General features: G+C 50.6%; 12 protein-coding genes. 1 reads left to right on the forward strand and 11 read right to left on the reverse strand.

Annotation, left to right across the window (positions count from 1 at the left end; translation table 11 throughout):
• Positions 1-53: 53 nt before the first annotated feature.
• The 6 genes from thpR to EDM52_RS20820 all read right to left on the reverse strand — a co-directional run bounded on the left by thpR (position 54) and on the right by EDM52_RS20820 (position 5,694).
• On the reverse strand, positions 54-647 hold the full coding sequence (gene thpR / locus EDM52_RS20795; RefSeq protein ID WP_122910866.1) for an RNA 2',3'-cyclic phosphodiesterase: 594 nt from the start codon (positions 645-647) through the stop codon (positions 54-56).
• A gap of 100 nt (positions 648-747) precedes the next feature.
• A complete protein-coding gene (locus EDM52_RS20800) occupies positions 748-1,236 on the reverse strand; it encodes a hypothetical protein (RefSeq protein ID WP_122910867.1) in 489 nt (162 codons plus the stop codon).
• Positions 1,237-1,365: 129 nt separating this feature from the next.
• A complete protein-coding gene (locus tag EDM52_RS20805; RefSeq protein WP_122910868.1) occupies positions 1,366-2,418 on the reverse strand; it encodes a hypothetical protein in 1,053 nt (350 codons plus the stop codon).
• Positions 2,419-2,421: 3 nt separating this feature from the next.
• The gene (gene surE, locus EDM52_RS20810) at positions 2,422-3,216 is read right to left on the reverse strand and encodes a 5'/3'-nucleotidase SurE (protein WP_122910869.1); all 795 of its coding nucleotides are present in this window, start codon (positions 3,214-3,216) and stop codon (positions 2,422-2,424) included.
• A 138-nt stretch (positions 3,217-3,354) separates the two neighbouring features.
• Positions 3,355-3,810, reverse strand: a complete 456-nt coding sequence (locus tag EDM52_RS20815) for a tellurite resistance TerB family protein (RefSeq protein ID WP_122910870.1) — start codon at positions 3,808-3,810, stop codon at positions 3,355-3,357.
• Between the two features lie 96 nt (positions 3,811-3,906).
• Entirely contained in the window at positions 3,907-5,694 is a 1,788-nt protein-coding gene (locus EDM52_RS20820; protein ID WP_122910871.1) for an SgrR family transcriptional regulator, read from the reverse strand.
• Positions 5,695-5,906: 212 nt separating this feature from the next.
• Here EDM52_RS20820 and EDM52_RS20825 point away from each other — a divergent pair, with 212 nt between their 5' ends.
• Positions 5,907-7,109: an MDR family MFS transporter gene (locus tag EDM52_RS20825; protein WP_245997207.1), complete on the forward strand. Its 1,203-nt coding sequence runs from the start codon at positions 5,907-5,909 to the stop codon at positions 7,107-7,109.
• 16 nt (positions 7,110-7,125) lie between these two features.
• On the opposite strand, the gene EDM52_RS20830 is transcribed toward EDM52_RS20825, so the two are convergent.
• The 5 genes from EDM52_RS20830 to EDM52_RS20850 all read right to left on the reverse strand — a co-directional run bounded on the left by EDM52_RS20830 (position 7,126) and on the right by EDM52_RS20850 (position 12,597).
• Entirely contained in the window at positions 7,126-7,923 is a 798-nt protein-coding gene (locus EDM52_RS20830) for an ABC transporter ATP-binding protein (protein ID WP_122910873.1), read from the reverse strand.
• Positions 7,916-8,848 (reverse strand): ABC transporter permease, encoded by a 933-nt coding sequence (locus EDM52_RS20835; RefSeq protein WP_122910874.1) that lies wholly within the window; start codon positions 8,846-8,848, stop codon positions 7,916-7,918. The genes EDM52_RS20830 and EDM52_RS20835 overlap by 8 nt, the downstream gene beginning before the upstream one ends.
• A gap of 21 nt (positions 8,849-8,869) precedes the next feature.
• Complete coding sequence (locus EDM52_RS20840) at positions 8,870-9,928, reverse strand: ABC transporter substrate-binding protein (protein WP_122910875.1); 1,059 nt, start codon at positions 9,926-9,928, stop codon at positions 8,870-8,872.
• A 96-nt stretch (positions 9,929-10,024) separates the two neighbouring features.
• A complete protein-coding gene (locus EDM52_RS20845) occupies positions 10,025-11,056 on the reverse strand; it encodes an ABC transporter substrate-binding protein (RefSeq protein ID WP_122910876.1) in 1,032 nt (343 codons plus the stop codon).
• A 218-nt stretch (positions 11,057-11,274) separates the two neighbouring features.
• The gene (locus EDM52_RS20850) at positions 11,275-12,597 is read right to left on the reverse strand and encodes a hemolysin family protein (RefSeq protein WP_122910877.1); all 1,323 of its coding nucleotides are present in this window, start codon (positions 12,595-12,597) and stop codon (positions 11,275-11,277) included.
• Position 12,598 lies beyond the last annotated feature (1 nt).

Genomic DNA, 12,598 nt, shown 5'->3' on the forward strand with positions numbered 1-12,598 from the left:
GTTTTTTTCTGAAAAAAGTCCCTTCTTCGCGAGGCAGGTTACTCATTTTTTCATCAGGGCTCCATCTGGTCTATGCTGTAATCCTTGTCGAAGGTACTGGTGTGAAGGATGGTATGGACGGCACCTTCCGGCTTCAGCTCCGATTGGTAGAGATGCACCTGATTGACCTGCCAATGGGGAGGATCTTCAGCGAGTACCTGCTCATTCAAACGATCGAGCGGCAATCCTTCTGCTGTAGTCTTCGGCCCTCTGGCCAACGTGATGTGCGGCTTATAGGCCTTTCGATCATGATCGAGACCGGCATGAAGCTCAAATCGCCTGCCAAGCAGCAGATGGACCTGTTTCAGCGCTTGCGTGTTCCCTCTCAAGCCAAGCCAGAGAACGCGTGGACGGGAGGCATTCGGGAACGCACCCAGTTCTGCCAATCGCAGTCGAAACGGCTTCGTAATCGCGCTTACGATGTCCAAATCCTCGCAGATCGCTGGAATCAGCCTCTCCTCCACATCACCCAGGAAATGAAGAGTCAAGTGGAGATTTTGCAGGGACTGCCATCGATCCGCATGTATTTCCTGACGAAGCTGTTGTTGTACATCAGTGAGGTACGCGGCGGCATCTTCCGGTATGTCCAAAGCTACGAATAAGCGCATGTTATCCTTCTCCCTTCCTTCCCAAAACTGGCTGTACACGAGGAGACGCAAAAGAGCCCCCCATTGATGGAGAGCCCTCCTCATCCTCATCGTCGCCGCTTTAGGCAGCCATCATCTTCCCGGTTAAGATTCCCAGAACGTGACGCACGTATACCCCCATCCTGCCCGATCCCAGCTGTTCTTGGAAGCGAAGGGTCAGCTCGACATGCCCGATGTGTCCGACAGGCGGAATATTCCAGAACAGCTCTGCCTCGCCCCGCAAAATCTCTTCTACACGTAACTTTTTCCCTTCCATGTCCATCGCAGGATCGTGGGAGAGAGAAAATTTCATCATCATCGAGATCTCCTGTGGTTGTGAGAGGGCTTCCTCTCTGAGGTTCAGCTTGCCTCTTATGGCAATCACCCCGGCTTCGCCCCACAGGTTATACTCCAGCTTAGCCTGCACTTGCGGATGAACATGGAGCTCCAGCGCAGGCAAGCCTCCTTCAATAGTCAGGGCATGGGCGACAGCCAGCTGTTCCACTTCTTCTTGAAAACGACGGGCGCATCCAGAAAGGGTCTGAATGAAATAGGGTTGAACCGAGTACATGTACGTCACCTCTCCCCAGTTGTTTGTTCCATATGTACTTACTTCAAAACCCGCCTTGTCGTTTCCTTTGTTGAAACATGACTGATTAACCCTTATTTTCTCGAATGAAAAAATACCTGAGCCAATCACCTATTCATCATCCAAAAAGTATGGATTTTGTCCTGCACGCGCACTCTTCTCAAACAGACGAGCGAGATGCTCTTGCGTATGCGCATCGATCTCCAGATGATACAGCCTGCCGCTTTCATAGCGAAGGATCGGAAAAGCCCCCAGCTGCAATGGATGTACCTCTTCGCTTTGCGCAAACTCCGGCAGCATCATCATAAAGCGCGCAAATGGATTCAGCTCTTCATCAGACTGGTGAACCACCTCAAACAAATCGTCAAGCGTTGGTGTCACCACCAGATAAATCATGTCCATGCGTTCAGCGGCCCATACCGTAAACGCTGCTTCGCGCACTTCACTGCGAGAGTGACGCCTGATCACCCAGACCGCTTGCTGTACCGTACTCATCAAAAGATGGTGGGCGGCCTCTTCTCCCCGTTCCACTCCGAGCTGGTGATGATCGATCACGTAGGCGATCCCGGTTTCTTGCAGCACGGAATCGGGTAAGCAAATCGCAGGAATGGTTTTGGACTCTTCCTCTTCCACCACCGCATCATCGGGAAGAGAATCTGCCTTACCCTCGTACAACGCGCGAATCATCTGCTGCACCCGTGTCACTTCTGCGGCAGACAGATAGATCTCCTCCGTGTAAATATGGGTGAGCGCCCCCTCCTCGTACGCCAGATAATGCAGCGAGGTGTGCGGCTGCTCCAGCATTTGCAGCGCCATATAGCGATCCTCTGCCTTTTGAATGTCAAAGGACAGCGGAAAGCCCAGCGGCTGCATAGGGTCTGACAAGGTCCAAATGACAGCGAGCAGCTTTTGTTGATACGTTTTGTATTCCAGGGATACCGCATCCTTGGTCTGTTCGCTGAACGCATCTACGCTCTCAAAGACGAGGAACAGCTCGACATGGCCTTCAGCATCCATCCTTGCAAAATAGGGTAGCCCCTGCGCTTCCGACAGCTCGTACAGATCGCGAAACCGCTGTCGATCCAGGACCTCCCCTTGTGTGCTCCCATCTGGAGATGCGATCGTCGCATCGGGATTGATTTTTGGGTAAAACTCATCCTGCATGGCTTACCCCCGCTTTCCCCACTCTTTCACCAGCGGCCATTCATCCATCGCCTTTAGCAGTCCCTTGTCCGTCGCATCGATATGGATCGGCGTGACAGCAATGTATCCATGCTTGAGCAAATGATAATCCTGCGGCTCAGCCAACGGAATGCCGTCTGGATAGGTCCTGGTCAAAAAGTATCCTTCTGCTTCCTGATGGTATCGGTCTTCGTAGTGATTGAGGGACAACGAAGCTGGCAGAATGCCCTTTACATCATTTAGCGGCAGGTGCGGAATATTCACGTTCCAGAAAACCTCAGGTGGAAGCTCGTTATTCATCGCCTTTTCACCAAACGATTGGACGAGTGGTCGAATCATCTCCACGACATCACCATAATTATCCTGGTCTTCCCAGTTGTCATAGGAAAGAGCTACGCCCGGAATGCCCAAAATAACCGCTTCCCGCGCCCCGCTGCACGTTCCCGAATAGTAAATGTCACGTCCCAAATTGGTTCCTACATTGATGCCGGAAAACACGATGTCCGGCTTTTGGTCGTCTTCAAAAAGCAAATGATACGCCGCTTTTACACAATCTGCCGGGTTTCCGTTCACTGCCCAGGCCTTCACAGGCAGGCCATAAAAATCACGTTCTTCCGGCGACAAGGCACTGCGATACGTGACACCGTGCCCCACGCCGCTTTTCTCCTCCACCGGTGCCACTACGTAAAGTTCTGCGCCTTCCAGAGTCAGCAATGCTTCAGTCAGCCTTTTGATTCCCAATGCATCGATGCCATCGTCGTTCGTAATTAAGATCCGCAAATCAGGATTCCTCCTCTGTGTATAGCCAACAGCCAACTTTCCCCTATTGTACCATATCCATCCGCTGCCTCAGACAGTTCAAGCATGGCTTCTGTGCACGGATGAAAAAAAGGACCCCAAGGTTGTATGGGGCCCTTCCTACTCTTCCACGATATCCTTCCAGCTTTCGCGCCATTTGATGCCGACCCTGACCCACTCTTCCACCTGACGCTGCTTTTCCTGAGGAATCCCCATCATGCTGGCAATCCGACGAATCGCTTCCGATTCCTGCATGGAAAGCCTTTGGTCAATCAAGGCCATATGGTAAAGCTTGCGCATCATGACCAGCTTCTCGGTCGGAGTCAGATCCACCATGTCCTCTAATATGACTTCTGGACGTTTCGGGTAATCCATGTCATCCATCAGTATTTGCCGTTCTTTCAGCGTAAAATGCTCTGAATTCACCAGCTCGTGAATTCTGCTCATTTCTCTATTCCCAATGTATCCGTCAGCATGCCCCACACAAATCATCAAGCGAATGGATGCAAACGATATATGTTTTTCTTTTTCTGTTTTGGTATACAATATACTCTTCCTCCCCGGACACCTGCTCATCAATAGAACTTCTCTTTCATCTTCAGAAAACCTTCTTACTACTATTATACGCACAAACAAGAAAGCGGTTTCATATTATTGTATGACATTTTTTTTCTAATGGCGGAAAATCAGTCTCGAGAAATCAATCCAGCCGTACGCGTCCAGGTGAACATGGGCAAGACGCGGGTGCGCCAGCATATCGACTCGATTGTGATAAAGCGGAACAAACACCTGGTGCTCGATCAATTCCCGGATAATCCCCTTCACTTTCTGCTTGCGCTCTTGCACGGATGTTTCTTGCTGAAGCTGGGCAATCAGTTGCGTCACATGCGCTTTGTCTGACGGCTTGATGTGGTGCGTGATACTCAGAGTATTCGCAAAGCAAAGCTCCAGCAAAGAAGCTTCCTCTCGCTCGTCAACATTGGCACTGTCAAGCACCATATCTGCTTGCTGCATGACCTCGGGTCTGGCCAGCTCCTCCGGTACAGCATAGACGATCTCCACCGCAATCCCGTAGCTTGCACAACGCTCCTTGATCCATTCCGCATCCTCGATGTGATCGATATCTGGATACGTGTACAGCTTTAAAACTTCACTCTCGTACGAGCTGTCCCGCCATTGAGCGGCTATTGCCACGTCTTTCGAATCCTCAGGCTGGTGTTCAAACGCGAAGCCAAAGCCCCAGCTCCCCAATCCCTCTCGTGAACCTTGCAAATCCTCGCAAAGCTTCTGTGGATCGATCAGTGACGCGATTTCCCGGCGGAAAGCATCGTTGCGCAATGGACCTTCTTTGGCAGCATTGAAGCTGATGTATTGAAAGCATTCTTCCATTCGCACGACACTCTTCCAGGACGAATCCCTTTCCATGAGACGGGAATCTTCTTCGGTCACGGGCATGACCATCTGCTTCTCCTCAGCCTGTATAGCTGGTACGCACCAGAATTCAATCCGATCGATAAACGGTCTCCCTCTGAAATACGGCTCAAATGCTTCCAGGGCCAGCATCGAGTCGTCGTTTCGCACCAGCCGAAAAGCTCCTGTTCCCACTGGCATCTGGACAAGCGAACCGCTCGCCCGCTCCATAAAGTCGCGCGACACAATCGACATGTACTCTTTACTGAGCAAATCCAGAAACAATTCGTTCGGTCGATTCAGTCTGATTCGGACGACATGCTCCCCGAGTGCTTCCACGGTTTCAACCGTCTGCATCATCCAGCGATGCGATGACGCCTCCTTTTTCAATCGATTCAGCGTGTAACAGACATCGTCTGCACGCAGCTTGCTGCCGTTGTGGAAAAGCACCCCTTTACGCAAATAAAAGGTCCATTCACATCGTGACGAATCTGTTTCCCAGTCATATACAAGATGCGGCTCGATTCTCTTTGTGAGCGGGTCAAAGCGAACCAATGTATCAAACACATGCTTCACGATATGTGTCTGGGATCGCAGCAAGACATGAATCGGGTCCAAGCCGTCAAACGGCCTATCGACAAACAGCCGCAAAATATCGACTCTTCCGGTTTCGCTGGCAGCATGGATGCCAAAATGACTGCTCATCCAGCGGGCGTAGTCCTCTGCAAGTTGGGGAATGCCCGCCTCGTACTGGCTGATCAAATCGCGTGACGCGCGAATCTCCCCTTGATGGACTGCTTCCTTCGCGATGGACAGAACCAGATCAGCAGGACGAATCGCGCAGACCAGAACAGATCGGTTCCCCCTGCCCCTTCCAGGCTGCCAGGTGAGCCAGCCCTTCGCTTGCATTTTTTTCAATGTCAGTGTCGCATTTCTCAGTGTGCAGCACAGGATCTCTGCTACCTCAGCCAGTGAGATGTCCACAGGGCTGCCGTATTTATTATGCGGGTAGCCTGTACATAATCGAATGTATTGTTCCAACAATTGCATCGTGCACACCGTCCATTCTCTCACGGCTCCGTCTGACTTCTGGCGGAGTCTTCTCGCTCTTTCTATTGATGATAAAAGGTGAACATTTTGTAAGCCTAATCGTACGCTTTTTCTCCTGGGTTTGCCAACGTACAATTCTACAAAACACCGTTCGTCCATCACGAACAGAAAGGACCTTACAGATGATCAACCTACCATCACGTCTCAGAACTATGTTTGCAGTGTATCCGCCACTGCTGTGGGTCCGCTTGTTTGGCGAAACCCTTACCACCTTGTCCAGTACGATGATTGCTCCCTTCCTCGTCTTGTACCTCAGCGAAAACATCGGCAGCTCGATCTTCATGACGATGCTGATCATCGGATTGCAGCCATTCAGTGAGATTTTGATTACCCTCTTTGCCGGAGGAGTGACAGACCGTTACCGCCGCAAGACTGTCATGCTCGTCTCTCTGCTTATGCAAGGCTTTGCCATGCTGGGAATGGCTTGGGCGGACTCGATGCTGGTTTTCGCCTTGCTCTATGTCGTCAACGGCGCTGGACGCTCGTTCTTCATTCCTGCCAGCAGAGCCATGCTGGCTGACACGATCCCGGCCAAACAGCTTTCTTCTGCTTTTGCCCTGCTAAACACGTCCAGTAGTATTGGTGCTGCCATTGGCCCCCTGGTAGGGGTCCTCATTTATCAGCAGAATCCTGCGCTTGCCTTTTTATTGACGGCAGCTTCTTTGTTGCTGTATACACTCGCTGTCTGGTGGAAGGTTCCCCATTCCGAGCAGCCGACTGTAGCTATGGAAAGTGATACACCTCGGACTCGCTCTCCCTTGTCTCTTTCGCTGCACGCTTATCGACCTGCGATCGCGATCATGCTGCTCTCTTTGCCTATCAGTCTGTTTTACGCGCAGACCGAAACCAACCTGCAGCTGCATCTTAAGGACACACTCCCACAGTACCTGCAAACACTCGCTACACTGGCTGCTGTGAAAGGCACGCTATTGCTTCTCTTTGAATTTCTGCTGATCCGATGGACGCAGCATCTGCCTCCCCGTCTATTAATCACTGGCTCGTACCTTTGTTTTGTCGGGGTTGCGCTGGGCTATGCATTTCTGGATCATGTCCCTTTCTTGATTGCACTTCAAATTTTATTCGTGCTGGGAGAAAGTATCGGTCTGACTCATCTGTTGACGTATGTATCCCGAATCGCACCGCCTTCGATGCGAGGACGGTATTATGCCATTACCGGTACCCATTGGGACATCTCTCGCATGTGTGGTCCTTTCTTGGGGAGCCTGGTCTTGATCCAATACAACGGTACTGTCCTGTTTTCCATCGTCGCAGTCATCCTGCTCATCGGGGGTGGGGCCATGCATCTGTACCTGAGTAAAAAAGAAACAGCCTTCCCGCTTGAACAGGAAGGCTGAGCGATCTTGCCTTTACTTACGTCAGCAAAAAACGGTCTTCACTAAATGCTTCGCCGCCACGCGCCGCCTCGAAGGCTTTGAGCAGATCCTGCGCTTTCATGGTCCGTTTCTTCTCATCCGGGATATCGAGGATGATCCCACCATCATGGAGCATCAGCAAGCGATTTCCCATATTGAGTGCCTGATCCATGTTATGCGTGACCATAATCGTAGTCAGCTTGTGCCGTTCCACGATTTTTTCTGTCAAATCGACGATCAGCTGCGCGCGTTTTGGGTCAAGTGCCGCAGTATGTTCGTCAAGCAAGAGGATCTTGGGCTCGGTAAATGTCGCCATCAGGAGACTGAGCGCTTGCCGCTGACCGCCAGAGAGAAAACCTACTTTGGTTTTCAAGCGATTTTCCAGCCCCTGATCCAAAAGCTTCAATTGTTCGCGAAACAGCTCACGCTTCTGGTTGTTCACACCAAAGCCCAGTGTGCGCTTTTTGCCGCGCGCGAGGGCAATAGCCAGATTTTCTTCAATCGTCATATTGGGTGCCGTACCCGCCATCGGATCCTGGAACACACGTCCGATCAAGTTGGCGCGTTGATGCTCACCCAGACGAGTCACATTCTTGCCGTCAATCGTGACCGTGCCGGAATCCGGAAGCATGCCTCCAGAGATGATGTTCATCAGCGTTGACTTCCCGGCACCGTTACTTCCGATCACCGTGATGAATTCACCGCTTTTCACCTGCAGCCGCACATTGTTCAGGGCGATCTTTTCGTTGACTGTACCTGCATTGAAAACCTTGTTTACACCAGAGATGTTAAGCACGGTCACTACCTCCCTTTACCGTACGAACCGCTTGTTTTTTAAAGATGCCCTTGGCTATGGTCGGTACGGTGAGTGCGACAATGACGATCAACGCCGTGATCAGCTTCAAGTCTGACGGGTTCAGCCCCGCTTGCAGGGCCAATGCAATGACTAACCGGTAGACAATCGAACCGCCAATCACTGCGAGCGTCACCCGGAAGATAGACGAGCTGCCAAACAAGACTTCTCCGACAATGACAGAGGCAAGACCAATCACAATCATCCCAATTCCCATACCGACATCGGCAAAGCCCTGATATTGGGCCAGCCAAGCACCTGAGACGGCAACGAGTCCATTGGACAACGCCAGACCAATGATTGTCGTGGAATCTGTATTGACCCCAAAGCTGCGAATCATTTTCGGATTGTCACCTGTCGCGCGCAAATCAAGACCGAGGTCCGTATGTAGGAACCAGTCAATAATCAGCTTGAGGATCAAGATTCCTACGATGAACACCATCGCAGCTCCAGTCAACCATGTGATCCCGCCCACTACGAGGTTAGGGATGCCCAAATCCTTGGTGTAGGTGAACAGCGTGTCTTCACGCAGGAGCGGCAGGTTTGCTTTTCCCATGATACGCAGGTTGATGGAATACAAGGCGATCATGGTCAAAATCCCCGCGAGCAATGCGTTCACTTTCCCTTTGGTGTGCAAAACTCCTGTAAAGGCGCCAGCCAGACAACCGACTACAAAGGCCGCAGCCGTCGCTACAAAGGGATTGTAGCCGTCGATGATCATTTTGGCAGCCATCGCGCCACCCAAGGCGAAACTGCCGTCTACAGTCAGGTCAGGTACATTTAGGATGCGGAAGGTCAGGTACACGCCTAGGGCTAGAATCCCAAACAACAAGCCCTGTTCGATTGCACCCATTAATGCCAAATTCATGAAGAAGTCCCCCTGTTGCGATTATTGCTCTACCACTTCTCCAGCGCGGTCGAGCATGCTTTGCGGAAGGGTCACACCCATTTTTTCCGCTGCTTTTTTATTGATCACGAGCTTCATTTCTGCTTGTGTCTCTACAGCCATATCTCCTGGTTTGGCTTCGCCTTTCAGGATTTTAGCAGCCATATCTGCTGTTTGTTCACCCAATTTGGTGTAATCGATACCGTAGGTTGCGATTGCACCGCTCTTCACGGAGTTTTCTTCACCAGCGATGACCGGAATTTTTTGATCTTCCGCTACACTCAGTACAGCCGCGATGGAGGATACGACCAGGTTGTCTGTTGGGATGTAGAACGCGTCTACCTTTCCAATCATCGATTCAGCAGCCTGCTTCACTTCTGTTGCACTGGATACCGCTGCTTCCTGGATCGTCAGTCCCACTTTATCCGCTACAGCCTTGGCTGCGTCTACCTGTACTTTTGAGTTTACTTCACCGGAGCTGTAGATAATCCCTACGGAAGCGGCATTCGGATTGATTTCCTTGATGAGCTTCAACTGCTCTTCTACCGGGTTCATATCGGATGTTCCGGTAACGTTTGCACCCGGTTTATCCATCGCTGCAACCAGGCCCGCTTCTACGGGATCAGTCACGGCTGTGAAAACAATCGGAATATCCTTACTTGTCTGAACAGCAGCTTGTGCAGTTGGTGTCGCAATCGCCAGGATCAGATCCACCTTGTCGGCTTCAAACTTTTGAGCGATAGAGATTGCCGTGTCCATGCTCGCTTGAGCAGACTTGTGGTCAAAGACAACCTGCTTGTCCGCCTCAAAACCATTTTTCGCCATTTGTGAGATAAATCCTTCTCGCGCAGCATCCAAAGCTGGATGTTCTACAAATTGAGAAATCCCAATCGTCAATTTTTTGTCTTCCTGAGCTGGTGCTGGTGTCGTAGCTGCTGGCGCTTGCGGTTCACTGTTCGCTGGTGCGCCGCTTTGCTGTCCACATGCGGTAACGGACAAAAGCAACAAAGGAATAAAAAAGCGCCCTACAGCAGCCATCGATTTCTTTCTCTGTTTTAACATGTCTCTAAAACCCCCACTTCTCAAATTTAATTAATCGTATCATGATAAAAACAATTTTAAAAGATGTAAAAAAAAGAGAGCACGAGGCTCTCTTCTTTACTTGATGATTTCTTTCGCTTGTTGTTTGAGTGCTTCCGTGACAGGGAGACCAAATTTTTCTGCTGCCGTTTCGTTGATGTACAGATCGGCAGTCTTGGAAACTTCTACAGGTGTTTGCCCAATCGTTTGTCCTTTCAAGACACGCGCTGCCATTTCACCGGTTTGTTTTCCCATCTGGTAGTAATCTATCCCGTACGTAGCGACTGCACCGCGTTTTACAGTGTCAGTATCGGATGCAAAGACAGGAAACTTGTTCTGTTCTGCTACACTCAATACCGCTTCGAAAGCGGAAACGACGGAGTTGTCGATTGGAATAAAGATCGCGTCAACATTGCCGACCATTCCTTGGGCAGCCAGCTGAATCTCGGACATTTGGGAGGTGCCTGCCTTGACTAGCTCTACCCCTGCCTTGCTGGTTGCTTCTTCCAGATCTTTTACTTGAACCTCAGCGTTTACCTCAGAGGTCGTATAGATGACGCCCAGCTTTTTCAGCTCTGGCAGGAACGTTTTGATCAGCTCCAGCTGCTGTTCCATGGAAACCTTGTCCGATGTTCCGGTTACATTGCCATCTGGCGTTTCCAGACTGCTGACCAATTGAGCGGACAATGGGTCTGTAACGGCACTGAAAACAACGGGTTTGTCTGTAATCGCTTTGGCCGCAGCTTGTGCGGACGGTGTAGCTATCGCGATCACGATATCTTTTTGATCACCTGCATACTTCTGGGCGATCGTAACTGTATTATTCATATCAGCGTGTGCGTTTTGATAATCGACAGCAAGGTTCTTGCCATCTTCATAGCCTGCATCCTTCAAGCCATCCAAAATTCCCTGACGGATGCTATCCAGTGCCGGATGCTCGACAAATTGGGTCAATCCCAGCTTAACCGTTTGCTCCGCTGCTGCGGGCGCCTCGGTTGTTCCGGTGCTTGGTGCCGCTGCTGACTGGGAACCACCATTGGATCCTGCCCCACATGCTGCCAGTGTCAGCGACAGCAATGCTGCCATTACAAAACTTCCTGCTCTTCTCATCTCTTCTTCCTCCTCTAAGCTCTGCTAGTCTCTACTCTATTTAAAAACTTTGTTTCATTATAGCACACAATCCCTGTTTGAAAAGATTTTTTGCAAACTTTCTTTCGTTCCTAACACCTATGTAGATCAGGAAAAATTGGTCAATTAAGCATATGCTCACGTATAATTAACAGTATTTATTTTATACGTACATAATACCGACTGATATAGGTAGCCTCTTACCTTTCTCCCTGCTCTTCCACTTTTGAATTCCCGATCCTTTTGACCTGCACTCTTGTAATGCGATAATGATCCACTTCCTCTACCACAAAGACGTAATTCCTTTCTCTGATGGTGTCGCCGACCTGTGGAGGATGATCGATCTGCATGTAGATCCAGCCTGCCAAGGTATCCACTTCATGCGACTCCAGCTCGATATCCAGGTAATCGCTGACTTCTTCGAGCAGCATTCGGCCATCGAACGACAACACGTCATCTGTCTGTTCGACCTCTGGACGTTCATCGTCGAATTCGTCCTGGATATCTCCCACAATTTCTTCCATTATATCTTCCAAAGTGACCAGACCCGCGGTTCCACCGTACTCATCGATGATGATCGCCAGCTGTCCCCGCTGTTTTTGCAGCATGGTCAACAGCCGACTGATCGATATCGTCTGCGGGACGCTGAGCACGGGCCTCATCAACCGTTCGATCGCTTGATGTTCGCCCTGCAAGATACCTGTCAGCAAATCCTTGATATGCAGACTTCCCACAACGTGATCCTTATCTCCCTCCACGACAGGATACCGTGTGTATCGCCCCGTCTGCACCAGTCTTACATTTTCCTCATACGAGTCATGCAGATCGATGACGACCATATCCGTCCGAGGCACCATGATTTCCCTGGCCATCGTCTCCGAAAAGTCGAATATGTTGTCCACCAGCATCAGCTCTGTTTGATCGATCAAGCCGCTTTTGTGGCTTTCGTTGACGAGAATGCGAATCTCTTCCTCCGTATGTGCCTCCTGATGCGGCTCCATTGAGATATGAAAAAGCGCCAGAAAACGAAAAGCCGACCAGTTCAGGAATGTAATGAACGGATACATGACCTTGTGGAAAATCTGGATGGGTCTCGCTACGGCCATCGCGACCCATTCTGTGCGCTGAATCGCAAACGTTTTGGGAGCGAGCTCGCCCAGGACAATATGTAAAAACGTAATGACGGAAAACGCAAGTATAAAGGAAATGCTCCCCACCAGTGTCTCGTTCAGCTCGAAATATCGGAAGACGGGATGCAGCAAATGCGCGACCGCCGGCTCACCCAACCAGCCCAAGCCAAGCGATGCCAGCGTGATCCCCAATTGGCATGCAGACAAATACGCATCCAGATTTTGGATGACCTTCTCGACGCTGCGCGCACGACTCTCTCCTTCCGCTACCAGCTGGGCGATTCGGGATTCTCGCACCTTGACGATCGCGAATTCGGTCGCTACGAAAAAACCGTTGAGCAGTACGAGCAGCAAGACCATGAACAGATTGAACAATGTCCCCGACCATTCCATC

The organism is Brevibacillus invocatus, assembly GCF_003710915.1.
Classification (GTDB): domain Bacteria; phylum Bacillota; class Bacilli; order Brevibacillales; family Brevibacillaceae; genus Brevibacillus; species Brevibacillus invocatus.

What these genes read in the sequence shown, in the direction of transcription:
- thpR (WP_122910866.1), bottom strand. Translation starts at nt 647, where the DNA reads ATGCGCTTATTCGTAGCTTTGGACATACCGGAAGATGCCGCCGCGTAC.
- EDM52_RS20800 (WP_122910867.1), bottom strand. Translation starts at nt 1,236, where the DNA reads ATGTACTCGGTTCAACCCTATTTCATTCAGACCCTTTCTGGATGCGCC.
- EDM52_RS20805 (WP_122910868.1), bottom strand. Translation starts at nt 2,418, where the DNA reads ATGCAGGATGAGTTTTACCCAAAAATCAATCCCGATGCGACGATCGCA.
- EDM52_RS20815 (WP_122910870.1), bottom strand. Translation starts at nt 3,810, where the DNA reads ATGAGCAGGTGTCCGGGGAGGAAGAGTATATTGTATACCAAAACAGAA.
- EDM52_RS20820 (WP_122910871.1), bottom strand. Translation starts at nt 5,694, where the DNA reads ATGCAATTGTTGGAACAATACATTCGATTATGTACAGGCTACCCGCAT.
- EDM52_RS20825 (WP_245997207.1), top strand. Translation starts at nt 5,907, where the DNA reads ATGTTTGCAGTGTATCCGCCACTGCTGTGGGTCCGCTTGTTTGGCGAA.
- EDM52_RS20835 (WP_122910874.1), bottom strand. Translation starts at nt 8,848, where the DNA reads ATGAATTTGGCATTAATGGGTGCAATCGAACAGGGCTTGTTGTTTGGG.
- EDM52_RS20840 (WP_122910875.1), bottom strand. Translation starts at nt 9,928, where the DNA reads ATGTTAAAACAGAGAAAGAAATCGATGGCTGCTGTAGGGCGCTTTTTT.
- EDM52_RS20845 (WP_122910876.1), bottom strand. Translation starts at nt 11,056, where the DNA reads ATGAGAAGAGCAGGAAGTTTTGTAATGGCAGCATTGCTGTCGCTGACA.
- EDM52_RS20850 (WP_122910877.1), bottom strand. Translation starts at nt 12,597, where the DNA reads ATGGAATGGTCGGGGACATTGTTCAATCTGTTCATGGTCTTGCTGCTC.